This is a genomic window from Pantoea sp. GABEPS69 (assembly GCF_045780835.1).
Classification (GTDB): domain Bacteria; phylum Pseudomonadota; class Gammaproteobacteria; order Enterobacterales; family Enterobacteriaceae; genus Pantoea; species Pantoea septica.
In genome coordinates, this window is record NZ_CP118618.1 from 3,463,995 (window position 1) to 3,486,306 (window position 22,312).

Annotated in this window: 22 protein-coding genes and 3 tRNA genes; 14 read left to right on the plus strand and 11 right to left on the minus strand. The window is 59.8% G+C overall.

The features are described 5' to 3' along the window. Positions 1–388 precede the first annotated feature (388 nt). On the plus strand, positions 389–1,105 hold the full coding sequence (gene arcA, locus PVE98_RS16890) for a two-component system response regulator ArcA (RefSeq protein ID WP_033749412.1): 717 nt from the start codon (positions 389–391) through the stop codon (positions 1,103–1,105). 99 nt (positions 1,106–1,204) lie between these two features. Here the strand turns inward: arcA and creA are convergent, their stop codons facing one another. Then, the gene (creA, locus tag PVE98_RS16895) at positions 1,205–1,681 is read right to left on the minus strand and encodes a protein CreA (RefSeq protein WP_033749411.1); all 477 of its coding nucleotides are present in this window, start codon (positions 1,679–1,681) and stop codon (positions 1,205–1,207) included. Between the two features lie 193 nt (positions 1,682–1,874). On the opposite strand from creA, the gene robA reads away from it, so the two are divergent. Then, positions 1,875–2,753 (plus strand): MDR efflux pump AcrAB transcriptional activator RobA, encoded by an 879-nt coding sequence (gene robA, locus PVE98_RS16900; RefSeq protein WP_033749410.1) that lies wholly within the window; start codon positions 1,875–1,877, stop codon positions 2,751–2,753. Between the two features lie 34 nt (positions 2,754–2,787). On the opposite strand, the gene gpmB is transcribed toward robA, so the two are convergent. Continuing rightward, a complete protein-coding gene (gene gpmB, locus PVE98_RS16905) occupies positions 2,788–3,435 on the minus strand; it encodes a 2,3-diphosphoglycerate-dependent phosphoglycerate mutase GpmB (RefSeq protein WP_033749409.1) in 648 nt (215 codons plus the stop codon). Positions 3,436–3,486: 51 nt separating this feature from the next. Between gpmB and yjjX the strand changes: the two genes are divergently transcribed. Then, entirely contained in the window at positions 3,487–4,005 is a 519-nt protein-coding gene (gene yjjX, locus PVE98_RS16910) for an inosine/xanthosine triphosphatase (RefSeq protein WP_333620439.1), read from the plus strand. Here the strand turns inward: yjjX and trpR are convergent. Then, positions 3,980–4,327, minus strand: a complete 348-nt coding sequence (gene trpR, locus PVE98_RS16915) for a trp operon repressor (RefSeq protein WP_033749406.1) — start codon at positions 4,325–4,327, stop codon at positions 3,980–3,982. The two genes, yjjX and trpR, sit on opposite strands and share 26 nt — an antisense overlap. Positions 4,328–4,372: 45 nt before the next feature. Next, on the minus strand, positions 4,373–6,292 hold the full coding sequence (gene sltY / locus PVE98_RS16920) for a murein transglycosylase (RefSeq protein WP_096072547.1): 1,920 nt from the start codon (positions 6,290–6,292) through the stop codon (positions 4,373–4,375). 347 nt (positions 6,293–6,639) lie between these two features. On the opposite strand from sltY, the gene deoR reads away from it, so the two are divergent. The 4 genes from deoR to PVE98_RS16940 all read left to right on the plus strand — a co-directional run bounded on the left by deoR (position 6,640) and on the right by PVE98_RS16940 (position 11,880). Next, the gene (gene deoR / locus PVE98_RS16925) at positions 6,640–7,413 is read left to right on the plus strand and encodes a DNA-binding transcriptional repressor DeoR (protein ID WP_096072546.1); all 774 of its coding nucleotides are present in this window, start codon (positions 6,640–6,642) and stop codon (positions 7,411–7,413) included. 132 nt (positions 7,414–7,545) lie between these two features. Further along, positions 7,546–9,213, plus strand: a complete 1,668-nt coding sequence (gene ettA / locus PVE98_RS16930; protein ID WP_033749401.1) for an energy-dependent translational throttle protein EttA — start codon at positions 7,546–7,548, stop codon at positions 9,211–9,213. Positions 9,214–9,443: 230 nt separating this feature from the next. Next, positions 9,444–10,601 carry a mandelate racemase/muconate lactonizing enzyme family protein gene (locus PVE98_RS16935; protein ID WP_096072545.1) on the plus strand — a complete coding sequence of 386 codons (1,158 nt, stop codon included), beginning with the start codon at positions 9,444–9,446 and terminating at the stop codon, positions 10,599–10,601. Then, positions 10,594–11,880, plus strand: a complete 1,287-nt coding sequence (locus tag PVE98_RS16940; protein WP_096072544.1) for an MFS transporter — start codon at positions 10,594–10,596, stop codon at positions 11,878–11,880. Before PVE98_RS16935 ends, PVE98_RS16940 begins: the two co-directional genes overlap by 8 nt. 29 nt (positions 11,881–11,909) lie before the next feature. On the opposite strand, the gene nadR is transcribed toward PVE98_RS16940, so the two are convergent. The 3 genes from nadR to serB are packed head-to-tail and all read right to left on the minus strand — an operon-like array spanning position 11,910 to position 15,569. After that, a complete protein-coding gene (gene nadR, locus PVE98_RS16945) occupies positions 11,910–13,148 on the minus strand; it encodes a multifunctional transcriptional regulator/nicotinamide-nucleotide adenylyltransferase/ribosylnicotinamide kinase NadR (protein WP_033749395.1) in 1,239 nt (412 codons plus the stop codon). A gap of 50 nt (positions 13,149–13,198) precedes the next feature. Then, positions 13,199–14,581 carry a DNA repair protein RadA gene (gene radA, locus PVE98_RS16950; RefSeq protein ID WP_033749394.1) on the minus strand — a complete coding sequence of 461 codons (1,383 nt, stop codon included), beginning with the start codon at positions 14,579–14,581 and terminating at the stop codon, positions 13,199–13,201. Positions 14,582–14,591: 10 nt separating this feature from the next. Continuing rightward, on the minus strand, positions 14,592–15,569 hold the full coding sequence (gene serB, locus PVE98_RS16955; RefSeq protein WP_033749393.1) for a phosphoserine phosphatase: 978 nt from the start codon (positions 15,567–15,569) through the stop codon (positions 14,592–14,594). Positions 15,570–15,677: 108 nt separating this feature from the next. Here serB and PVE98_RS16960 point away from each other — a divergent pair, with 108 nt between their 5' ends. Next, positions 15,678–16,337 carry a YtjB family periplasmic protein gene (locus PVE98_RS16960; protein WP_033749392.1) on the plus strand — a complete coding sequence of 220 codons (660 nt, stop codon included), beginning with the start codon at positions 15,678–15,680 and terminating at the stop codon, positions 16,335–16,337. Between the two features lie 195 nt (positions 16,338–16,532). Here the strand turns inward: PVE98_RS16960 and yjjG are convergent, their stop codons facing one another. Genes yjjG through PVE98_RS16975 form a run of 3 tightly spaced genes read right to left on the minus strand, consistent with a single transcriptional unit; the run spans position 16,533 to position 18,053 of the window. Then, a complete protein-coding gene (gene yjjG, locus PVE98_RS16965) occupies positions 16,533–17,213 on the minus strand; it encodes a pyrimidine 5'-nucleotidase (RefSeq protein ID WP_096072543.1) in 681 nt (226 codons plus the stop codon). Between the two features lie 17 nt (positions 17,214–17,230). Further along, positions 17,231–17,671 carry a ribosomal protein S18-alanine N-acetyltransferase gene (rimI, locus tag PVE98_RS16970; protein ID WP_033749390.1) on the minus strand — a complete coding sequence of 147 codons (441 nt, stop codon included), beginning with the start codon at positions 17,669–17,671 and terminating at the stop codon, positions 17,231–17,233. Continuing rightward, positions 17,643–18,053, minus strand: coding sequence for a DNA polymerase III subunit psi (locus PVE98_RS16975; protein WP_033749389.1), 411 nt, complete (start codon positions 18,051–18,053; stop codon positions 17,643–17,645). Before PVE98_RS16975 ends, rimI begins: the two co-directional genes overlap by 29 nt. 107 nt (positions 18,054–18,160) lie before the next feature. Here PVE98_RS16975 and rsmC point away from each other — a divergent pair, with 107 nt between their 5' ends. The 4 genes from rsmC (at position 18,161) to PVE98_RS16995 (ending at position 19,648) form a co-directional block, all read left to right on the plus strand. Beyond that, positions 18,161–19,192 carry a 16S rRNA (guanine(1207)-N(2))-methyltransferase RsmC gene (gene rsmC, locus PVE98_RS16980; RefSeq protein ID WP_096072542.1) on the plus strand — a complete coding sequence of 344 codons (1,032 nt, stop codon included), beginning with the start codon at positions 18,161–18,163 and terminating at the stop codon, positions 19,190–19,192. A 130-nt stretch (positions 19,193–19,322) separates the two neighbouring features. After that, a tRNA-Leu gene (locus tag PVE98_RS16985) sits at positions 19,323–19,409 on the plus strand. A 32-nt stretch (positions 19,410–19,441) separates the two neighbouring features. Then, positions 19,442–19,528, plus strand: a tRNA-Leu gene (locus tag PVE98_RS16990). Between the two features lie 33 nt (positions 19,529–19,561). After that, positions 19,562–19,648: transfer RNA gene (locus PVE98_RS16995), tRNA-Leu, on the plus strand. A gap of 45 nt (positions 19,649–19,693) precedes the next feature. Here the strand turns inward: PVE98_RS16995 and PVE98_RS17000 are convergent. After that, positions 19,694–19,978 carry a DUF1435 domain-containing protein gene (locus PVE98_RS17000; protein WP_096072541.1) on the minus strand — a complete coding sequence of 95 codons (285 nt, stop codon included), beginning with the start codon at positions 19,976–19,978 and terminating at the stop codon, positions 19,694–19,696. 228 nt (positions 19,979–20,206) lie between these two features. Here PVE98_RS17000 and PVE98_RS17005 point away from each other — a divergent pair, with 228 nt between their 5' ends. Continuing rightward, the gene (locus tag PVE98_RS17005; RefSeq protein WP_096072540.1) at positions 20,207–21,301 is read left to right on the plus strand and encodes a diguanylate cyclase; all 1,095 of its coding nucleotides are present in this window, start codon (positions 20,207–20,209) and stop codon (positions 21,299–21,301) included. A 127-nt stretch (positions 21,302–21,428) separates the two neighbouring features. Beyond that, complete coding sequence (fhuF, locus tag PVE98_RS17010; protein ID WP_096072539.1) at positions 21,429–22,220, plus strand: siderophore-iron reductase FhuF; 792 nt, start codon at positions 21,429–21,431, stop codon at positions 22,218–22,220. The last annotated feature ends 92 nt before the right edge of the window (positions 22,221–22,312 follow it).

Below are 22,312 nucleotides of genomic sequence, written 5' to 3' on the forward strand. Positions count from 1 at the left end.
GCGTATACATAATGTGAATATGTAGCGAAATTGATATTTTTTGTGAGCTAAGCTTGCATTACAAGAGAAGTTTTTCACATAAGTGTTAACGTGCTACAATTGCATTTGATATAAGTCAACGAAGCGTTGTTTTTATGCTTATCGGTTGTTGTTGGTGCTGTTAGGTTGCTGTTAATACGGTTAGGATATGCGCCAAAAGATTCTCTCCTGGGGCAGGCAATATTCATTCTGACTGGCTGAGCTAACACTGTTGTTGACGTTGATAGATGGTGTATCAAGAACATAATTTCGTACAACGGTTAAGCGCCACACACCGCGCTTTTTAGCGAGCCTGAATACCCGCGTACGCCCTGTTTTCGATTTGTTGGCAAATTTTAGGTAGCGAAACATGCAGACCCCACACATTCTTATCGTTGAAGACGAACTGGTCACGCGTAACACCCTCAAGAGCATTTTTGAGGCAGAAGGTTATGTCGTGTATGAGGCAACCGACGGCGCTGAAATGCATCAGGTATTGACCGACAACGACGTCAACCTGGTGATCATGGATATCAACCTGCCAGGTAAAAACGGCCTGTTGCTGGCGCGCGAGCTGCGCGAGCAGGCAAACGTGGCGCTGATGTTCCTGACCGGTCGTGATAATGAAGTGGACAAAATCCTTGGTCTGGAGATCGGCGCGGATGACTACATCACCAAACCTTTCAACCCGCGTGAGCTGACCATCCGCGCGCGCAATCTGCTGTCGCGCACCATGAATCTGGCGATGCCGAGCGAAGAGCGCCGTCAGGTGGAAAGCTATAAGTTCAACGGCTGGGAGCTGGATATCAACAGCCGCTCGCTGATCAGCCCGAACGGCGAACAGTATAAGCTGCCGCGCAGCGAGTTCCGCGCCATGCTGCACTTCTGCGAGAACCCGGGCAAAATTCAGACCCGCGCCGATCTGCTGAAGAAAATGACCGGCCGCGAGCTGAAGCCGCACGATCGCACCGTTGACGTCACCATTCGTCGCATTCGTAAGCACTTTGAATCTACGCCGGACACGCCGGAAATCATCGCCACTATTCACGGCGAAGGCTACCGCTTCTGCGGCGACCTGCAGGAATAATTGACGATACCCTGTCATTCCTGCCAGACGGCTGAGAAGGTTAACAAGCAGGTGAGACGGATCGAAGAGCAAGAAAAAACGCCCCGAAGGGCGTTTTTTTTATTCCCGCCACGGCATAATCGGCACCGCGCTCAGCGCATTCTTCGGCGAGCCCTCCACGACCCTGTCGGAATAGCTCAGGTAGATCAGCGCATGGCGCTTCTGATCGAAGAAACGCACCACCTGCAGCTTTTTAAACACCAGCGAGGTCCGCTTTTTGAATACTACTTCGCCCTGCGCCTTGCCCTGCGCGATGGCGTCGCTCAGCTCAACTGGCCCAACCTGCTGGCAGGAGATCGCCGCATCGGCGGTATCCTCGGCCAGCCCCAGGCCGCCCTTGATGCCGCCGGTTTTCGCCCGACTGATATAACAGGTTACATTTTTTACATCTGGATCGTCGAACGCCTCTACCACGATCTTATGATCGGGCCCAAACATCTTGAATACCGTATCTACCGAGCCGATCTCTTCGGCCAGAACCGGCGACGCCAGCAGCAGCGTGGCGAATGAAGCAGCGAAAAAGCGAGATATTGTCATAGCGTTACCATTGCAAACCTAATAGACGAGCATGTAATGTACTGGCAATTGTCCGCGTTGACCAAACCAGAACCGGTTTTATCCCACATTGACATGGCACAATCTCCCAACAAAACGGCCCACGCCTGATGTGCAATTAGTGCTATTATTCGGCGACTGCGTTAGTCGCACCCAGAGAGTATGAGGATGTTTTATGGACCAAGCCGGTATCATTCGAGATTTGCTTGTCTGGCTGGAGAGCCATCTGGATCAGCCCCTTTCACTGGACAACGTTGCCCTGAAAGCGGGTTATTCTAAATGGCATTTACAACGGATGTTCAAAGACGTAACGGGCCATGCGATCGGTGCCTATATTCGCGCTCGCCGCCTGTCTAAAGCGGCCGTGGCGCTGCGCCTGACCAGTCGCCCGATTCTGGACATCGCTCTGCAATACCGCTTCGATTCCCAGCAGACCTTTACCCGCGCCTTTAAAAAGCAGTTTAACCAGACGCCCGCATGGTATCGACGCTCCTCGGAATGGAATTCGTTCGGCATTCGCCCGCCGATTCGCCTCGACGACAACAGCATGCCGGAGTCGACCTTCGTCACCCTGCCGGAAACCGTGCTGGTCGGGCAAACGCAAACCTATAGCTGCACCCTGGAGCAGATCTCCAGCTACCGCGACGAGATGCGCATCCACTTCTGGAAGCAGTTCCTGCTGGAAACCGACACCGTTCCGCCAGTGCTTTACGGCCTGCATCAGGTGCGCGCCAGCCAGGAGAAGGATGACGAGCAGGAGATCCTTTACACCACCGCCGTGCCGTCCGATCAGGCGGTTAACCTGCACTCCGGCCAGAGCGTGCTGCTGGAAGCGGGCGACTACGTGCAGTTCACCTATAACGGCCCGCGCAACGAGCTGCAGGAATTTATCCTGCTGCTCTACGGCACCTGCATGCCGACGCTCGGCCTGACGCGCCGTCAGGGTCAGGATATCGAACGCTTCTACACCCATGGCGGCAAGAAGCGCCCCGAGCCGCCGAAAGAGATCCGCTGCGAGTATCTCATCCCGATTCGCCGTCAGCAGGCGAGCTGACCGTTAAGATGCCGTCATTACGACGGCATTTTTTTTAGCGCTGCAGCTCATCCAGCGCGGGCGCGTCAAGATGTGAAATATCACCCGCCGTTTCGACCACCCAGCCTTCCGCCAGCCAGGCGCTCTGCTGGTGATCGACGCGCGAGATCGAGCAGTTGCGCAGGCGCAGACGGCGCTCCGCATGGGCCGGCAGGCCAAGAATGGTGCTGATCAGCACGCCGAGCGCCATACCGTGACTCACCAGCAGCGGTCGGCTGCCGGCGGGCAGCGCCAGACAGGCGTTCAGCGCCTCGTGCATGCGCGCCGCCATCTCCGCCATCGATTCACCCTGCGGAATGCGGCCGTCTACGGTGCCGTCCACCAGCGCGCTGCGCCAGCGCTCTTCCTCTTCGGTGAGCCCGTCCAGCGGACGCTTTTCCAGCACGCCCATATTCAGCTCGCGCAGGCGCGGCTCCAGCGTCACCGTACAGCCGCAGGCGTCGGCGATAATCTCGGCGGTGCGCTGCGTGCGGCCCAGATCGCTGGCGATAACATGAGTAATGCCAAGATGTTTTACGCGTTCGCCCACCTGGTGGGCCTGTTGCTCTCCTTTCTCCGTCAGCGGACTGTCGGATTGTCCCTGAATGCGGCGCTGCGCATTCCATACCGTTTCACCGTGACGAACAAGATAGACCTGTAGCATGCTGAGTTTCCGTTATACTGCGACAAATTTGCCTAAGGGGTTCAATAGATTATGTACCAGGTTATCGCAGCCACCATCAATCCGGCAAAAATTCGCGCAATCTCTCAGGCGTTCAACGACGTTTTCGGCGAAGGATCCTGCCATATTCGCGGGGTCGAGGTCGATAGCGGCGTCGCGGCGCAGCCCCTGAGCGATGCGGAAACGCGAACCGGCGCACGCCAGCGCGTCGCCAATGCGCGCCAGGCCGCGCCGGAAGCGGATTTTTGGGTGGCGATTGAGGCCGGTATTGAAGCGGATTGCGCCTTCGCCTGGATGGTGGTCGAGAACGCCGATCGGCGCGGCGAGTCGCGTTCCGCCAGCTTTACGCTGCCGCCGGTGGTGATGGCGGGACTACATGCCGGACGCGAGCTGGGCGACGAGATGGCGCGGCTGACCGGCGTGGAAAATATTAAACACAAAGGCGGCGCTATCGGCGCCTTTACGCACGGTCTGCTGACGCGCTCCAGCGTTTATCACCAGGCGCTTATCCTGGCGCTCTGCCCTTTTACTCATCCGCTTTATCAGCGCTGAGGTCGCCGCGTCCCAGCTGCGTCTCCAGCCAGCGCCGTAGTTCAGGCGGCGCCTCTTTCAGGCTGTTCGAGCCGCGCGTAATGGTGGCGATGCCAACGCCCAGTTCGTTTTTCAGCTCGCGCTGGCTCATCGCGCCGTTCATCAGCTCTTCGACGATGCGCAGGCGCGTGCCGAGCGCTTCGCGCTCGTCCGGCGTCAGCATCAGCTGCAGCAAAGGCAGCGCCACGTCATCGGCGTAAGCCTGCTGCATCAGCGCGGTAAAGCGCCGCCAGTTATCTTCAGAAAGGGAATGTTGCGCCGACCGGGCGGGAGATTGCGTCATCAAACAGGCTTCCGTACTCACTAACGAGTACGGAAGCATAGCACGCTAGTAGCGGCGGTTCCACTCGCTGTCCGACAGCACCTTATCCGGCTCGCCCATAAAGTGGCGATAGTAGGCGTCGTAGGCCAGCACGTTTTTCACGTAGCCGCGCGTTTCCGAGAAGGGAATGGTCTCGATAAAGGCGACCGCATCAAGATTGCCCGCGCTGACGTTCTGCCAGCTGCGTACGCGTCCCGGTCCCGCATTGTAGGCCGCCGAGGCGAAAATGCGGTTCTGCCCGAACTGCTGATAGACATACTCCAGATACTGGGTGCCGATCTGAATATTGGTCTGCGGATCGAGCAGCTGGTTGCTGTTCATATAGCCGGGAATGTTATACATCTTCACGGTATGAGCCGCCGTCGCCGGCATCACCTGCATCAGGCCGCTGGCGCCGACCGGCGAACGCGCTTTCGGGTTCCAGGCGCTCTCCTGGCGCGAGATCGCCATGGCGTAGCTCGGCGCGATGCCTTTGTCGCGGGTATTGCTCTTATAGAAGCTCTCCCACGCCAGCGGGAAGCGCTCTTTCAGGCTGTCCCACATCTTCGCCGTGATGGTCGCCTGCACGCTGAGATCCCACCAGTCCTGCTCGTTGGCGTAGCGCGCCAGCATCTGCTGCTGCGTATGGTTTTTGCTGGCGATAAGGTTGGCCCACTCGCTGCGCGCCAGGTTATCCAGCCCCCAGTACATCAGCTCGCGCACGCGCGCCAGCTCCGGCCCCTGCACCGTCGCGCTGTCGGGCTTCGGCGCCTCGTCGATCTGCAGCGGATATTTCACGCCCAGCCGCTGCGCCGCCACCATCGGGTAGAAGCCGCGCGCCTGCATCAGCTTATGCAGGATCTCGTCCGCCTCCTCTTTACGCCCCTGCGAATAGAGCAGATCGGCCTGCCAGTACTGCCATTCGTCTTTTTCTTTAGCCTCGAGCGGCAGACGCGCGATCCAGGTATTCAGGCCGCGGCGATCGTTCTGCGACAGCGCCAGGCGCACGCGGCGTTCGATCAGCGCCGTCGACTGGCTGTTCATCACCACGGCATCGCGCCAGCGCGCCTGCTCTGAGGTTAAATCGCTGCCCATCATGCGCCAGACCACGATCTCTTTCAGCGCCTGCTCGTCATCCGCTTCCATCTTCTGGCCGCGCACCAGCAGCGGGATCATGCTGCGCGCATTTTCCATGTCGGCGCGCGCGACGCGGGTAAAGGCGTAAATCGTCGCCTGGCGGGTAAAATCGGTCGGCCCGACGCTCTGCGCGAAGTTCACCACCGTCTGCGGATCGTTCTGCAAGGCGAGCACGCCAGTGGCGATGGTCTGGTAATCTTCCGGCAGGCTTTTCGCCAGGAAGCTCACCAGGCTGTCGTTGCCCGCCTTCATCGCGAGGCGAATGCGTTCCAGCACGGTAATCGGCGACATCTGGCCAGAGGATTGCCAGACGGAGAAGAGGCGATCGCAGTCGTTCGGTAGCGCGGTGCCGCGCAGCCAGATCGCCTTCGCGCCCTCAAAGGCCTGCTGCTGCGCGCCCGTCGCCCATTTGGCGTAGAGCCAGTTGCAGCGCGCCTGTACCGGCGTCGGCGCTTCCGGGCTGAAGCTCAGAATGCCCTGCCAGTCCTGGCGGTGCGCCAGCACGTTGACGAAGCGGGTTTTCAGCGAGCGCGCCGGCGGCAGCGTCGGATATTGCTGGATAAAGTTGTTAACGGCGAGCGGCGTTTCCTGATCGAGATCCTGCGCCAGCAGGCGGTACTGCAGGTAAGGGTATAACGGATAATCCCGCAGCGTCGGCAGCAGCTGCTCGACCGTCGCCATCTGATTGCTGTCCCACGCTTGTTTGATCTGTTGATAACGTTCCCGCTGCTGATCCAGCGAGTCTGCCCACGCGCTGCTGGCCGCTCCGGCCAGACAGATCCCTATCATCCAGTTACGCCACTTCTCCACGAAAATCTCCTCTGTTGCTGCTCTCCGGCTGCGTGCCAGGCATTCTTCATGCTAACCAGGGGAACCGGCTCTTGCCATGTTCTTCACAAAATTTACGCAGCGCGCCGCACAGGTCGGCTAAAAGCGGGTTGCTGGCCGGCGCGCGACAATGACATTCTATTAAAAACTCGTGTAAAAAAAGGCGGGCATGGCGGCGTTTGCGGGGCGATCTGATTACGGGTAAGATTGATCGCCTGCCGGCCTGGGCGCGCAACGCATTAAAATTGCGGCAATTATCGCGGTTAACCGGATGGGCCCTCTCTTCCACGGCGCATCACTTTCGGCTATCAACCACAACAGAGACCTCTATGGAAACCCGGCGCGACGAACGCATTCAGAAACTGACCCTGGCGCTAAAACGCACCGACAAGCTGCATCTGAAAGATGCCGCGCAGCTTTTAGGCGTTTCGGAGATGACCATTCGACGCGATCTGAGCGAACCGGCATCGACCGTGGTGCTGCTGGGCGGCTATATCGTCAGCGATCCGAAAAACCATGGCGGCCACTATTTCGTTTCGGATCAGCATGGTCAGAACGCGGCGAAAAAGCAGCGCCTGGCGCAGGCCGCCGCCAGCCTGATCGGCGAGAACGACACGGTGTTTTTCGACTGCGGCACCACCATTCCCTATATCGTCGACGCCCTGCCTGAGGATCTGCCCTTTACCGCTATCTGCTGCGCCATGAATACTTTTCTCGCGCTTAAAGAGAAACCGGCCTGCAACGTGATTCTGAGCGGCGGCGAGTTCCACGCCGACAACGCCCTGTTCACGCCGATCGGCGCGCACTCGATTCTTGACGACCTCTGCCCGACGCTGGCGTTCATTTCGGCGGCCGGCATCGACATTGAGCAGGGCGCGACTTGCTACAACCTCAACGAGCTGGCGATGAAACATCACGCCATGCTGCGCGCGCGCCAGCGTATTCTGGTGGCGGACAGCAGCAAATTCGGCAAGGTGCTGCCCGCACGCATCGGCGAGCTGCGCCGCTTTGACCTGCTGGTCAGCGACAGCGCGCCGGACAGCGCGCTGGCGGCGTGGCTGGCGCAGCAGCCGCTGCCGCTGCGTCTGCCCGAGTCGGTCTGACCCCGCCTTTTCTCTTTACGCGTAACAACACGGCGCGCCCGGAATTATCCCGGCGCGCGGCTGGGATTAGCCAGGCAAAAAGGCTAAACTTCGTCACTAATTCACCCACCAGAATCAGAGGCTCATTACAACGTGGCTCAATTCGTCTATAGCATGCATCGCGTCGGCAAAGTGGTTCCGCCGAAGCGTCATATTCTAAAGAACATCTCCCTCAGCTTTTTCCCGGGCGCGAAAATCGGCGTGCTCGGCCTGAACGGCGCGGGTAAATCCACGCTGCTGCGCATTATGGCGGGCATCGATAAAGATATCGAAGGGGAAGCGCGTCCGCAGCCAGGCATCAAAGTGGGTTATCTGCCGCAGGAGCCGCAGCTTAACCCGGAACAGACGGTACGCGAATCTATCGAAGAAGCGGTTTCCGAAGTGGTCGGCGCGCTGAAGCGTCTGGATGAGGTTTACGCGCTCTACGCCGAGCCGGACGCCGACTTCGACAAGCTGGCGGCCGAACAGGGTCGTCTGGAAGAGGTTATTCAGGCGCACGACGGCCATAACCTGGAAACGCAGCTGGAGCGCGCCGCCGATGCGATGCGCCTGCCGGACTGGGACGCCAAAATCGGCAACCTTTCCGGCGGCGAACGTCGCCGCGTGGCGATGTGCCGCCTGCTGCTGGAAAAACCGGACATGCTGCTGCTGGACGAACCGACCAACCACCTGGACGCCGAGTCCGTGGCCTGGCTGGAGCGCTTCCTGCACGAGTTCGAAGGCACCGTCGTGGCGATTACCCACGACCGTTACTTCCTCGACAACGTTGCCGGCTGGATCCTTGAGCTGGACCGCGGCGAAGGCATTCCGTGGGAAGGCAACTACTCCTCCTGGCTGGAGCAGAAAGATCAGCGTCTGGCGCAGGAAGCCTCTGCTGAAGCCGCCCGTCGCAAATCGATCGAGAAAGAGCTGGAATGGGTGCGTCAGGGTACGAAGGGCCGCCAGTCTAAAGGCAAGGCGCGTCTGGCTCGCTTTGAAGAGCTGAACAGCACCGAATACCAGAAACGTAACGAGACCAGCGAACTCTTTATTCCGCCGGGTCCGCGTCTGGGCGACAAAGTGGTCGAGGTGAAGAACCTGACCAAATCCTACGGCGACCGCGTGCTGATCGACGATCTCTCTTTCTCGGTGCCGAAAGGCGCTATCGTCGGCATTATCGGTCCGAACGGCGCGGGTAAATCGACCCTGTTCCGCATGATGACCGGTCAGGAGCAGCCCGATGCCGGCAGCATCGAGCTGGGCGAAACCGTCAAGCTGGCGTCGGTCGATCAGTTCCGCGACGCGATGGATAACTCTAAAACCGTGTGGGAAGAGGTTTCTGGCGGACTGGACACCATGCGTATCGGCACCTTCGAGATGCCGAGCCGCGCCTATGTCGGCCGCTTTAACTTCAAAGGCACCGACCAGGGCAAACGCGTCGGCGAACTCTCCGGCGGCGAGCGCGGTCGTCTGCACCTGGCGAAACTGCTGCAGGTTGGCGGCAACCTGCTGCTGCTTGACGAACCGACCAACGACCTGGATATCGAAACCCTGCGCGCGCTGGAAAACGCCCTGCTGGAGTTCCCGGGCTGCGCCATGGTGATCTCGCACGACCGCTGGTTCCTCGACCGCATCGCTACCCATATCCTCGACTATCAGGATGAGGGCAAGGTGGAGTTTTTCGAAGGCAACTTCAGCGAGTACGAAGAGTATAAGAAACGCACACTCGGCGCGGACGCGCTGGAGCCGAAGCGTATTAAATACAAGCGTATTACCAAGTAATTAAAAAGGCGGCAGCGATGCCGCCTTTTCTCTTTTTGTGACTGCCTGCGCCTTTTCCTGTCGCTTCGCCCAATTCTTCCCGCTATTGCGCCTTTAACCCTGGGCTGCTGCCTGATGCCGCGTTAACACCCGCTTTTTATACTCGCTGATGATCTGACCCGATCCACCTTACCGTTCCGGCAGGCTCTGATAATAATTCGCGCCGGAGGTCATCTTACGAGGTCTATGGCATGAAAATAGCTTCAGTCGACGTCACGCGTATCGCCATCCCGTTTGACGCGCAGCGACGCGCGCCCGAACACCAGGAAACCACCTTTAATGCAGCCTCCTCTTCGCTGCGCCGCATGGAAACGCTGCTGGTTAAAATCACCTGCGACAACGGCCTGTGCGGCTGGGGCGAAGCCTTCGGCCATCTGGCTAATCCCGTCACAGAACAGGCGATTTGCACGCTGGTGGCGCCTGCCTTTATCGGCAAACCGCTGCCGGATTCGCCAGACGCCATCGCCGCCCTGATGCAGCAGGCGGAAAAAGCGCTGCACGCCTTTGGCCGCAGCGGTCCGGTCCGCTACGCCCTCTCTGCGGTGGATATCGCCCTGTGGGACGCGCTCGGGCAGCGACAACAAAAGCCGCTCTGGCAGCTGCTCGGCGCCGCGCGGCAGCGCATTGAGCGCTACGCCAGCCTGGTAAGCTACGACAATCAGCCCGCCGCCGTCGCCGCCCAGGTAAAACGCGCCTGGGATGAGGGCTTTACCACGCTCAAGCTGCACGAAACCACCTTCGAGGCGATCCAGGCCGCGCGCGCCGCGCTGCCGGCGCAGGCGGAACTGCTGGTCGACGTCAACTGCCCCTGGACGCGTGAAGAGGCCGCCCAGCAGGCGCATGAGCTGCGTTCGCTCCAGCTTGGCTGGCTGGAAGAGCCGATCTGGCCGCCCGACGACTATCAGGGGCTGGCGCAGCTCAAGCGCGTCGGCGTGCCGCTGGCGGCGGGCGAAAACGTCGACGGCGACTGGGGCTTTATGCATCTGCTGGAAAACGGCGCGGTGGATGTGGCGCAGCCCAGCGTGGCGAAAGTAGGCGGCATCAGCGCGGCGCTGCGCGTGTTCACTGCCGCGCAGCAGTACCGCGTGCGCGTGGTGCCCCACTGTTTCTATTACGGCGCCGGCCTGCTGGCGACCGCGCATCTGGTCGCGCTGCTGCCCGACGATATAAAGCTGGAGACGCCCTGGATCGATTTCGAAGCGCGCCTCTACCCCGATCTGCCGCGCGACGTCGCCTTTACCCTCTCCTCGTGCCCCGGCCTGGGCTATGCGCCGGATGAAGAGGTACTGCGCCACTACCGTCTCTCGCTGAGTCAGATTACCGATAAAGGAGTGCGCCGCTATGCGTAAAAACTATCGCGTGGTGATCGCGCTGCTGCTCTTCTTCGCCGGCATGCTGAACTATCTCGACCGCGCCGCGCTCTCGGTGATGGCGCCGCTGATTAAAAGCGATCTCCATATCAACGACGCGGAGATGGGCATCCTGTTTAGCTGCTTTTTTATCGGCTACTGCGCCTTCTGCTTTCTCGGCGGCTGGGCAGCGGACCGCTTCGGCCCGCGCCGCGTCTACGCCTGGGCGGCGGGCGTCTGGTCGCTGTTTTGCGGCGCCACCGCGCTGGTCACGGGCTTTACCCATCTGCTGATCGTACGCATGCTGTTCGGCATCGGCGAAGGGCCGATGGGCACCACCACCAATAAATCCATCGCCAACTGGTTTCCGAAAAAAGAGACGGGACGCGCGGTCGGCTTTACCAACGCCGGGCAGCCGCTCGGGGCGGCGATCGCGGCGCCGGTGGTCGGGCTGGTGGGGCTGCACTACGGCTGGCGTATCGCCTTTATCGTTATCGCCTTGCTCGGCTTTGTCTGGGTGGCCTGCTGGCTCTGGCTGTTCCGCGATAAGCCGGAAGATCATCCGCGCGTCGGCCCGGCTGAACGCGAGCTGATCAGCCGTCAGCGCCCGGCGACCCAGCCAGCCGCCGCGCCGCAGCAGGACCGCCATTCCCTGTGGCGCTACGTCTTTTCGCTGCCGGTGCTGGGCGTGGCGAGCGCCTTTTTCTGTTTTAACTATATCCAGTATTTCTTTCTCTCCTGGCTGCCGAGCTATCTCACCGACTTCCAGCATCTGGATATCAAAAGCATGAGCATTATCGGCGTGCTGCCCTGGCTGGGCGCGACGGCGGGCTTTCTCGGTGGCGGCATCGTTTCCGATATGCTGTTCCGCCGCACGCAAAACTTTTTGCTGTCGCGCAAGCTGGTGATCTTCGTCGGCCTGGCGGTGGCGGCGCTCTGCGTGCTGCTCACCGCCTGGAGCCGGGATGTGGTGAGCGCGGTGACGCTGATTACGCTGGCCAGCGTGTTCGCCTATATGACGCCGCAGGCGTGCTGGTCGCTGCTGCAGGATATCGTTCCGGCGGGACGCATCGGCACCGCGGGCGGCTTTGTTCATCTGCTGGCTAATCTGGCGGGGATTCTGTCGCCGGGCATTACCGGCTTTTTGATTCAGTATGGCGGCGGCTACCATACGGCGTTTCTGCTGGCGAGCGCGCTGGCGGTGGCGGGCATGCTGCTGCTGGCGCTGCTGGTGCGGCAGAAAGGGGTCAATACGCTGCGCGCGCTGGCGGCGAACTGAAACAACAGCGGGGGCGAGGCCCCCCGCTTTCAGGCAGGGTTTTTGCCGTCCATCATCGCTTTCACCAGTTCGATACAGCGCAGGAAACGCGTGTCGTAATCGTCCTCGCGCACGTGCACAAAGTCGACGTTGTTCTCCCGCAGCATGGTGACCAGCATTGACTGGAACTCGCGGCGGTCCACCGAGCTGCCCAGGCTGCGCAGGCCGTCCGCCACCCAGGGCACGTTATTCTCCAGCAGGATCACCAGGTCGAAGCGATATTCGTCGATCAGCGCCTGCACGAAGGGATGCTCCCGGCCTTCATACTTCAGGCAGAACGCCTGGGTGGTGATGAAGTCGGTGTCGATAAAGGCGACTTTGTTGGCGTACTTCACCGCAAAGTCGATGTACTGCGCCTGACCGAGGGCGATCTTGTCGTAGTCGGAATATTGCAGCGCCATCTCGTCGCCGCCAAGGTGAGAGAAGACGTAGTCGCGGCCATACTCCCAGGCGCTGGTGGTGTTGAAAATGTTGGCCAGCTTGTTGACCAGCGTCGATTTGCCGCTGGATTCGCCGCCGAGCACGGCGACGGTGCGCACGAAAAAGGGCTTAACCTCGGTCGGAATATATTCCCAGTAGCGAAAGGGATCCTGACGGATCTGCGCGCCGCTGATATTCATAAAGGATCGCGCCGGATCGACCAGCACGGTGCGCACGCCCAGATGCTGCTGATACATCTCTGCATCCGCGGTCTCGCTGGTGTAGATGCAGTCGGGCGCGATGCCCTGATCGCTAAGAAAGGTTTTTACCCCTTCGCTCCAGACATCCCAGCCGTGCGGATAGGGCTCGATGCCCTCTTCGTTGAACGAGTGAATGCGGATATTTTTTTGATACTTGAAGGTTTGCAGCAGCCAGCGCAGCCGATCGCTGACGGTCGGCTGCTGCGACATGGCGCTGTTCTCGAACAGTTCGCGATCGCGCGGCTCGTCGTGCCCCATAATGATATGCAGCTCGTCGACCTGGCTGCAGGCGCGCTGGATAAGGTAAATATGGCCGGTGTGCAGCGGATAGAACTTGCCGAACACCACGCCGACGGTTTTATCGCGGCGCGGAAACTCCAGCCCCAGAAAGCGATGCAGCGCTTCCAGCTTTTGCGCGCTCGGGCTTTTGATTTTGGCGTTGAGCAGCTGGCTCAGATAGCCCTTGGTCATCCCGCTGGCGTCGGCCACCTGCTGCAGGGTATGCCCCTGCTGGCGAATGGCGGTTTTCAGATAGTCGAACGACGTCATGCTGCCTCCTGCATGGATTGAAGTTGCCTGCGAGTTTACCCGCTCAGCCTTTAAAGCTCATCCAGTATCGCCAGCGCGTCCGCCAGTTTTTTCGCGCTGTAAACCTTCATGCCGTCGACCGCTTTTTTCGGCGCGTTGCCGGCCGGCACGATGGCGCGCTTGAAGCCGTGCTTGGCCGCTTCAGAGATACGCTCCTGCCCGCTCGGCACCGGACGGATCTCGCCCGCCAGCCCGACTTCGCCGAAGATCACCAGATCCTGTGGCAGCGGACGGTCGCGCAGGCTCGATACCATCGCCAGCAGCAGCGCCAGATCGGCGCTGGTTTCGGTCACCTTCACGCCGCCCACCACGTTGACGAAAACATCCTGGTCGGCCATCTGCAGGCCGCCGTGGCGATGCAGCACCGCCAGCAGGATCGCTAACCTGTTCTGCTCGAGTCCCACCGCGACGCGGCGCGGATTGCCCATCATCGAGTGATCCACCAGCGCCTGGATCTCCACCAGCAGCGGACGGGTGCCTTCCCATACCACCATGACGGAGCTGCCGGAGGTCACCTCGTCGCCGCGCGACAGGAAGATCGCCGACGGATTGCTGACTTCGCGCATCCCCTGCTCGGTCATGGCGAATACGCCCAGTTCGTTAACCGCGCCGAAGCGGTTTTTATGGCTGCGCAGCGTGCGGAAGCGCGAGTCGGCGTCGCCGTCCAGCAGCACCGAACAGTCGATGCAGTGCTCCAGCACTTTCGGACCCGCCAGCGAGCCATCTTTGGTAACGTGGCCGACCATCACGATCGCCACGCCGCGCGTTTTGGCGAAGCGCGTCAGATAGGCGGCGGTTTCGCGCACCTGCGCCACGCTGCCCGGCGACGACTGAATATCCGCCATGTGCATCACCTGGATAGAGTCGATCACCATCAGCTTCGGCTCTTCCTGCTCGGCGATCTGGCAGATCTGCTCGATGCTGGTTTCCGACAGCATGTTGAGGTTTTCGCTCGGCAGGCCGAGACGGTGCGCGCGCATCGCCACCTGCTGCAGCGACTCTTCGCCGGTGACGTAGAGGGTTTTCATCTCCTGCGCCAGGCGACACATCACCTGCAGCAGCAGCGTCGATTTCCCCGCGCCGGGATTGCCGCCGATCAGGATGGCGCTGCCCGGCACCACGCCGCCGCCCAGCACGCGGTCGAACTCTTTGAAGCCGGTGGAGAAGCGCGGCAGCGCCTCCAGGCTGATTTCCGACAGCTTCTGCACCCGGCTGACGCCCGCGCTACCGGCGTAGCCGCTCAGGCGCTCATTGCGCGCCGCCGCTGGCGACGCCGCAATACGCACTTCGGTGATGGTGTTCCAGGCGTGGCAGGCGCTGCATTGCCCCTGCCAACGCGGATAGTCTGCGCCGCATTCGTTACAAACGAAGGCGCGTTTTGCCGCTTTGGCCAAATCAGTACCTCTAACGCTCTTCGTGAATCAAGCTGCCGCTGAGGATGCAAAATACGCCCATCAGATCGGCGTGACGGATAGTCACCTGCGTCTGCTCATTCACTTTGGGTTTAGCATGATAAGCGATACCCAGCGCCGCAGCCTTAATCATCGGCAGGTCGTTGGCGCCGTCGCCGATGGCGACGGTTTGCTCCGGCGCGATGTCGAAACGCTGCGCCAGCTTCTTCAGGGTATCCGCTTTGTATTGCGCGTCGACAATCTGTCCCAGCACTTCGCCGGTCAGCCTGCCGTCGCGCATTTCGAGTTCGTTGGCGGCGACGTGCGCCAGATGCAGCCTGTCGCGCAGGTATTCCGCGAAATAAGTAAAGCCGCCGGAGGCGATCGCTACTTGCCAGCCCAGCGCCTGCAGCTTCTGCACCAGCTCGGTCAAACCCGGCATCAGCGGCAATTCGTCGCGCACCTGCTTCAGAATATTGGCGTCGGCGCCTTTCAGCGTCGCCACGCGCTGGCGCAGGCTGGCGGCGAAGTCCAGCTCGCCGCGCATCGCGCGCTCGGTCACTTCCGCCACCAGCTCGCCGCTGCCCGCCAGTTTGGCGATCTCGTCGATGCACTCGATCTGAATCGCCGTGGAGTCCATGTCCATCACCAGCAGGCCCGGGGTTTTCAGATGCGGGATCTTGCCGAGCGGCGCGACGTCGAGACCGTTCTCGTGCGCCAGCTTCGCGGCGCGCGGCGTCAGCGAACCGGCCAGACGCACCACCTGATACTCGTCGACGCGCCAGGCGCTGACGATCACCATCGCCGCGCCTAACTGATGCTGATAATCGGTAAGCTGTTGTTTAGTCAGTTCACGACCATACAGCAGCCAGCCGGTCCGACCGGCACGGTAGTCCAGCGGCATCACTTCGTCGCCGCTAAGGGAAAGGGGTAAACCCGGCCATTCGGAGAGTTCGGCGGGCAGATCGCACCAGGTAAGACGGTTCGGCATCAGAGCTCCTGTAGGGGGACAACAAAACCACGCAAGAGGCTACCTTGTCTGCGCCGCTTCTGGCAACATAATCTCCTGGTTTCTGTTGTAACGTGACACAGGTTATCGATGGCTAAAAGGGCACTGAAATTTCGCTTACATCGCACGGTGATTGTGCTGATCTCGCTGGCGCTGTTAGTCGTTCTGATGCAGGGCGCTTCCTGGTTTAGCCTCGGCCATCAGATGGCGCGCTCCGAGCAGGTCGAAGAGCTGGCGCAGACGCTGACGAAACAGGTCGCCTTTAGCCTGTCGCCGCTGATGGACAACAGCGACGATAACCGCAGCCAGATCGAAGCCATCCTCAATCAGATGACCACCAACAGCCGCATTCTCGACGCCTCGGTTTACGCCGACGACGGCAGCCTTGTGGCGCACAGCGGCGAAAACATCAACGTGCGCGATCGCCTCGCGCTCGACGGCAAGCGCGCCGGCAGCTACTTCAATCATCAGCTGGTGGAGCCGCTCGGCAACAGCGACGGCCCGCTCGGCTTTCTGCGCGTGACGCTGGATACCCATGTGCTGGTCACCGAATCGCGTCAGGTCGACAACACCACCAATATTCTGCGCCTGATGATGCTGCTGGCGCTGGCCATCGGCATTATTTTGTCGCGCACGCTACTGCGCGATCGCCGCACCCGCTGGCAGCAGTCGCCGTTTTTGCTGACCGCCAGCACGCCGGTTAAAGAGGATGGCGACGACGAAGGCGAGAAGAAAGAATCGGTGCCTTAAGCCACAGGCACGCCCTGTTTATCGGTTTTCGCCATTTAATATGGGGTCAACCAGAGCGTATTCAAGCAAAAGTGCAAGTCCATTCACGTCGAATGAATAGATTCGTGAATAGATTCGTGAATAGTTTTTAAATGAAAAAAAAGCCCGCTTTGCGGGCTTCTTAGCTTTAAATCAGCTGCTACGGTGCATAGATACTCAGGCGAGCAGCAGCGCCTTTAGCTCGCCCAGCGAGGTCACCGTCCAGGTCGGACGAATCGTCTCTGGCAGCGGTCGCGTGCCGTGATCGATCCAGCAGGTTTTTAAACCGGCGTTCATGCCGCCGAGAATATCGGACTCCGGCGTATCGCCCACCATCAGCACGCGGCTGCGATCCGGGTTGCCCATCTTCTCCAGCGCGTAGTTGAAAATAGCCGCGTCCGGCTTAGGCACGCCGACCTGCTCGGAGATCACCAGCGCCGAAAAGTAGTCGCGGAAGCCGGTGCGCTCCAGACGCGCCTGCTGCAGCGCGGTAAAGCCGTTGGTGATAATGCCCATCGGCACCTTGTTGTGCAGCGCGTGCATCAGGCTGACCGCGCCCTCCAGCGGCATGCAGATCTCCGACATGGCGCTCAGAAAGCCGCTGTTAAGCACGTCAGGCGCCACGCTCAGCTTTTCCGCCCAGCCGGTGAAACGCCGCGTCTGCAGCTGGAGCGCAGAGATGGCGCCGTTCTGGTAATCGACCCACAGCGGCTTGTTGATCGCCTGATAGTCGACGTAATCCTGATCGGTGAACTGAACGTCGTAGCCGGCGAAGAGACGCTGCAACCCGGCAAACGCGTCGAAGTGGAACAGGGTGTCATCGGCATCAAACAGGATGCAATCCCAGTCTTTTAACATTACAGCTCCTTAAAAGCCTACAGCGTCAGCGCCATGATGATGGCGTCTTCACGTCCGCTGGCGGTGGGATAGTAGTTGGGGCGGCGGCTCACCTGGTGGAAATCGAGCTGCTCGTACAGGGCGATAGCGGGATGATTAGAGGCGCGCACTTCCAGCCACAGCGTCATCACGTCGCGCTTCTCCAGCTCGGCGATAAGATGCTGCAGCAGCTGACGTCCGTAGCCGCGCCGCTGGAAAGCGGGATCGACGGCGATATTGAACAGCGACGCCTCATCCAGCACCACCTGCGTAATAGCGAAGGCGGCCATCACGCCATCGACGTCGAGGCGATAGTTAAGAAAACGCTCGCCCTGATTGCTGGCGAAGGTCTGTTCGCGCCACGGAAAAGCGTGGCTGCGGCACTCGATGGCGAAAGCCTGGGCGGTGTCCTCAGGGGTGAGGAAAGAGATCGCTGTCATGGTTACACATCTGTTGCCAGAGCGCGCGTTTCGCCGCGCCGCTGCTGGAGAGTTCATTTAAAGAGGCTGAGTGAAGCGCGACGCCGCTAAAGGGGTGCGGCCCGTCGATACCAATCAGCCAGCCCGCGCAGTCGAGCGATTCGGGCAGCATCTGCAGCTGATCGGGCGTCAGCGCCATTACCTGGGCGGGCTGCAGGTCGAGCACGTGCAGCACGTCGCGCACCAGCGGCTCGTGCAGGCCGGGCGCGACGTCGGCGACGATAATCAGTTTTGTGCCTGGCGTCAGCCGTACCGCGATTTCGCCCTGAAGCACGCGCGGGCGTCGCAGTTGATACTGCGTTATTCCCATTTGCTGTAACAGCCAGTCGCGCCTGGACGTCATGATTTACCCTTGATGTGCTGCCGGAATGCGACGCTATGCTAGCAAACCCATCGAACATGCGCCAACAAACCACTATAATCGCCGCTCTGATCTAACAGGAGCCTTTCATGTCTGCTTTTACCCCGGCCAGCGAAGTCATACTGCGCCACAGTGATGAATTTACCGCCCGCCACGTCTTGTTCGCTGGCGACATGCAGGATGACCTGCCCGCTCAGCTGGAGACCGCCTCGTCGCGCGCGCATACCCAGCAGTATCATCACTGGCAAAACCTGAGTCGCCGTCTGGGCGAACGGGCGCGTTACGGTCTGGTGGCAACGCAGGAAGACGTTGAAGGCTGCGACACGCTGATTTACTACTGGCCGAAAAACAAGCCGGAAGCCTTGTTCCAGCTGATGAACCTGCTCTCCCTGCTGCCGCTGGGCTGCGACATTTTCGTCGTGGGCGAAAACCGCAGCGGCGTGCGCAGCGCCGAAGGCATGGTCGAAGAGTGGGCGACGCTGGACAAAATCGACAGCGCGCGCCGCTGCGGACTCTATCACGGCCGCCTGGAAAGCCAGCCGACGTTCGACGCCGAAAGCTTCCGCGACAGCTACGATCTCGACCCGCTGACCATCTGCACCCTGCCGGGCGTCTTCAGCCGCGACGACCTCGATATCGGCAGCGCGCTGCTGCTCACCACCCTGGCGCCGCACACCAAAGGCAAAGTGCTGGATATCGGCTGCGGCACGGGCGTGCTGTCGGCGGTGCTGGCCAACCACTCGCCGAAAGTGCGTCTGACCCTGTGCGACGTGCACGCCGCGGCGATTGAGGCGAGCAAGGCGACGCTGGCGATCAACGGCTTCGAGGGCGACGTTTTCCCGAGCAACGTCTTCTCCGACGTTACCGGCCGCTTCGATCTGATCCTCTCCAACCCGCCGTTCCACGAAGGGCGCGAAACCAGCCTGGACGCGGCGCAGACCCTGATCCGCGGCGCGGTGAAGCACCTCAACACCGGCGGCGAACTGCGCATTGTGGCCAACGCCTTCCTGCCCTATCCGCAGGTGCTGGACGAAACCTTCGGCAGCCATGAAGTGCTGGCGCAAAACGGACGCTTCAAGGTTTACCGCGCCGTTTACGGCCGCGGCGCGAAAGCGCGCTAAGCAGCAGCGACGGTGAAAACGTTGCTTTTTACAGCAGTCGATTCGCCGTCGCGAAATATCTGTTGACGCCGGGTGTAAAATCTCTAGAATGCGCCTCCGTGGTTGCAATACTGTCATGTATTGCTGGTACGCGAAGGTGGCGGAATTGGTAGACGCGCTAGCTTCAGGTGTTAGTGTCTTAACGGACGTGAGGGTTCAAGTCCCTCTCTTCGCACCAACAACCACGATTTTCATCTCGCATCGCACTGCGCGAAGGTGGCGGAATTGGTAGACGCGCTAGCTTCAGGTGTTAGTGTCTTAACGGACGTGAGGGTTCAAGTCCCTCTCTTCGCACCAATGCGGCGATATGAAAAGCAAGATAACTCAAATGCGAAGGTGGCGGAATTGGTAGACGCGCTAGCTTCAGGTGTTAGTGTCTTAACGGACGTGAGGGTTCAAGTCCCTCTCTTCGCACCAGAGTTGTCCTCCCCTGCTCCACCTCTCTGTTTTGCTCTCTCTGTTTCAGGCCCCATGAAAATTCACCGCAACGGCCGCTAATCCGCCCGCTAACGCCAGACATGAAGGCAGCAGCAGATAGTGACGCAACCGGCGATGGAACAGCATCACCACCGTCAACAGCAGCGCGACGATCATCACGAGACGCCACTGACTAAAGCTCGGCTCCCATAGCGCAAAGCATGGCATCGCCGCGCAGGGCAACAGCACGCCCCAGGCGCTGTCCAGTTTTTTCCCCATCACCCAGCTGAACCCCCACAAGCCGCAGGCGGCGAACACGGCCATTAACATGGCGTCGACCTCAAATGATAAGAATTCGCATTATCATATGATAATAAATCTTATCTTGCAGCCTGTTTTTTTCGCCCTCGGGCGGGAAGATGACAGACCAGTTGGAAAATGCTAGATTGCGGCCGATAACACCTTTCATAACACAGCAAATTTGCTCATTGTCCGGCAAATGAATTTATTTTTGCCGGAATGCGCTTTGATATTTCAGGGCCGTTTCGAGTATTAATAATGAAATTACAATCTTACGATGAATTGAAACAGAGCAAATATCGGCTGTCGCTGATGCTCTTTCTGTTTTTAAATGTCGCCGTATCGCTTTTTTGCCTGATCCCTTTCGCCGGCAGCCCGGCAGCGGACTTGCCTGTTCCGATTATTACCGTCGCGCTATTTAGCGCCTCGACGTTAATAGCGTGTTTAATCAGGCCCAAACTGAAATTACCTTTATTAAATCCTGTAGCATTGCTGCTTGGCGTCTTTTGGGCCTGGCATATTGAGCTCAAATATCAGCAGGTTTTCTTTTTTGACGACAATTTTTTGATGATTAGTCTGCTGAGCGTATTTTTTATCAGCGCAATCGCCCTGAGCGATTACCTGCCGGCATTTTGTCTGCATATCACCCCACCCGTGGTCACGGTGCTGCTGCTGGATAAGGGCGCGCATCTGGCGATGCTGCTGCTGACCATTTCGCTGCCGCTGATTGGCTTCTCTCTGCAGCACCTGATGCGCCGCCGCGTCGATCGCTTCACCCGTCGTCTGATGCGCCAGCTCTATGAAGAAAAAGAGACCTTCAGCGATCTCAGCATGCTGGACCCGCTGACCGGCCTTTATAACCGCCGCGGGCTGAAAAACCGGCTGGATAATATTCTGGAGAATCACGCGGGCAGCCACTTCGTGCTGCTGCTCGATATCGACCACTTCAAGGCGTACAACGACAACTACGGCCATGCCATGGGCGATCAGGCGCTGGCGCGCGTGTCGGTGGCGATCCGTGATGCCGTGCGTTCGCGAGATGTGGTGGTGCGCTACGGCGGCGAAGAGTTTCTGGTGCTGATGACCAACGTCAACGCGTCGATCGCCATGAAGCTGGCGGAGCGCATTCGCCAGTATGTACTCGATCTGGAGATCCCCCACCGTTTCAACGAAAAGGTCTCTACCCACGTGACCGTCAGCGCCGGCATTGCGCCAATCTTCGACGACGAGTTCGATCAGGCAGTTGCCAACGCCGATCGCGCGCTCTACGTCGCCAAAAATCAGGGCCGAAATACTATTCTCGCCTGGGAAGACCTGCCTAAAACCCTGACCGTCAGCGGCGAAGCGCTTTAACTCTTCGCCCGCCATCGCGGCGGTGCGCGGTAAGCCCCCGGCCGCGCCGGCCTTTCCGCCGACTTGTGAATAGGACTAAGAACGATTATCATTCTTTCTTCTCTGCTTCCAGGGCGTGTTATTCAGCATGGCGAACATCAGGCAGCAATCTCAACGCTTTCAGTACGCTCAGCCTATTTTTATGCAGGGCGATCGATCGCTGGCGCGCGCCCTGCGCGATCTGATGCGCGAGCAGCACCCCTATATGCTGGAGAGCATCCACCTTGATGAAGCCGCACCCGCAGACGCTCTGACGCTGGCGGAGTGGGCGAGCCCGGAACAGTTCCCTGCGCTGGCGCAGCGCTACAGCGACTATCTCTATCGTCAGCATCCCGATGCTGTCCAGGAGGCGAAGCCGGTTCAGTCGCTCTGGGCGCAGTGGTATTTCGGCCTGCTGCTGCCGCCGCTGATGCTGGCGCTGCTGGCGGAATCGCGCGCGCTCGACTGCTCGCCGCAGCATATCCACGTTCAGTTCCACGAGCATGGCCACCCTTGCGCCTTCTGGATCGCGATGCACGAAGATGAAGAGGCGCGCTACCTTACCGCGCCGCAGCGCATCGATCGCCTGATCCAGCAGCATCTGATCCCGGCGGTGAACGGTATCGCCCAGCACGGCGGCATCAACGTCAGGCTAATCTGGAATAATATGGGCTTCTCTTTTCACTGGTTTCTCGGCGAGCTGAAAACCCTGCTGGACGAAGCGACGATTCTGCAGCTTGAGCAGACGCTCTTTTTTACCAGCCGCCTGCAGGACGGCAGCGACAATCCGCTCTACCGCACTATGCTGCCGCGCGGCGGCGAGATGGTCAGACGCAGCTGCTGCCAGCGCTACCGTATTCCCGACGTCGAACGCTGCGGCAACTGCACGCTCAGCGTATAAAACCGTCTCCCGACGCACTTTCTCCTTTTCTCTCGTTTACACTTTTTCTCCCTTGTGGCAGTTTTTACGCCTTCGACCTGCATGGAGAAAAA

Excerpts from the sequence above, each read along its gene's own strand:
- arcA (WP_033749412.1), top strand. The coding sequence starts at position 389 with ATGCAGACCCCACACATTCTTATCGTTGAAGACGAACTGGTCACGCGT.
- creA (WP_033749411.1), bottom strand. The coding sequence starts at position 1,681 with ATGACAATATCTCGCTTTTTCGCTGCTTCATTCGCCACGCTGCTGCTG.
- robA (WP_033749410.1), top strand. The coding sequence starts at position 1,875 with ATGGACCAAGCCGGTATCATTCGAGATTTGCTTGTCTGGCTGGAGAGC.
- gpmB (WP_033749409.1), bottom strand. The coding sequence starts at position 3,435 with ATGCTACAGGTCTATCTTGTTCGTCACGGTGAAACGGTATGGAATGCG.
- yjjX (WP_333620439.1), top strand. The coding sequence starts at position 3,487 with ATGTACCAGGTTATCGCAGCCACCATCAATCCGGCAAAAATTCGCGCA.
- trpR (WP_033749406.1), bottom strand. The coding sequence starts at position 4,327 with ATGACGCAATCTCCCGCCCGGTCGGCGCAACATTCCCTTTCTGAAGAT.
- deoR (WP_096072546.1), top strand. The coding sequence starts at position 6,640 with ATGGAAACCCGGCGCGACGAACGCATTCAGAAACTGACCCTGGCGCTA.
- PVE98_RS16935 (WP_096072545.1), top strand. The coding sequence starts at position 9,444 with ATGAAAATAGCTTCAGTCGACGTCACGCGTATCGCCATCCCGTTTGAC.
- PVE98_RS16940 (WP_096072544.1), top strand. The coding sequence starts at position 10,594 with ATGCGTAAAAACTATCGCGTGGTGATCGCGCTGCTGCTCTTCTTCGCC.
- nadR (WP_033749395.1), bottom strand. The coding sequence starts at position 13,148 with ATGACGTCGTTCGACTATCTGAAAACCGCCATTCGCCAGCAGGGGCAT.
- serB (WP_033749393.1), bottom strand. The coding sequence starts at position 15,569 with ATGCCGAACCGTCTTACCTGGTGCGATCTGCCCGCCGAACTCTCCGAA.
- PVE98_RS16960 (WP_033749392.1), top strand. The coding sequence starts at position 15,678 with ATGGCTAAAAGGGCACTGAAATTTCGCTTACATCGCACGGTGATTGTG.
- yjjG (WP_096072543.1), bottom strand. The coding sequence starts at position 17,213 with ATGTTAAAAGACTGGGATTGCATCCTGTTTGATGCCGATGACACCCTG.
- rimI (WP_033749390.1), bottom strand. The coding sequence starts at position 17,671 with ATGACAGCGATCTCTTTCCTCACCCCTGAGGACACCGCCCAGGCTTTC.
- PVE98_RS16975 (WP_033749389.1), bottom strand. The coding sequence starts at position 18,053 with ATGACGTCCAGGCGCGACTGGCTGTTACAGCAAATGGGAATAACGCAG.
- rsmC (WP_096072542.1), top strand. The coding sequence starts at position 18,161 with ATGTCTGCTTTTACCCCGGCCAGCGAAGTCATACTGCGCCACAGTGAT.
- PVE98_RS17000 (WP_096072541.1), bottom strand. The coding sequence starts at position 19,978 with ATGTTAATGGCCGTGTTCGCCGCCTGCGGCTTGTGGGGGTTCAGCTGG.
- PVE98_RS17005 (WP_096072540.1), top strand. The coding sequence starts at position 20,207 with ATGAAATTACAATCTTACGATGAATTGAAACAGAGCAAATATCGGCTG.
- fhuF (WP_096072539.1), top strand. The coding sequence starts at position 21,429 with ATGGCGAACATCAGGCAGCAATCTCAACGCTTTCAGTACGCTCAGCCT.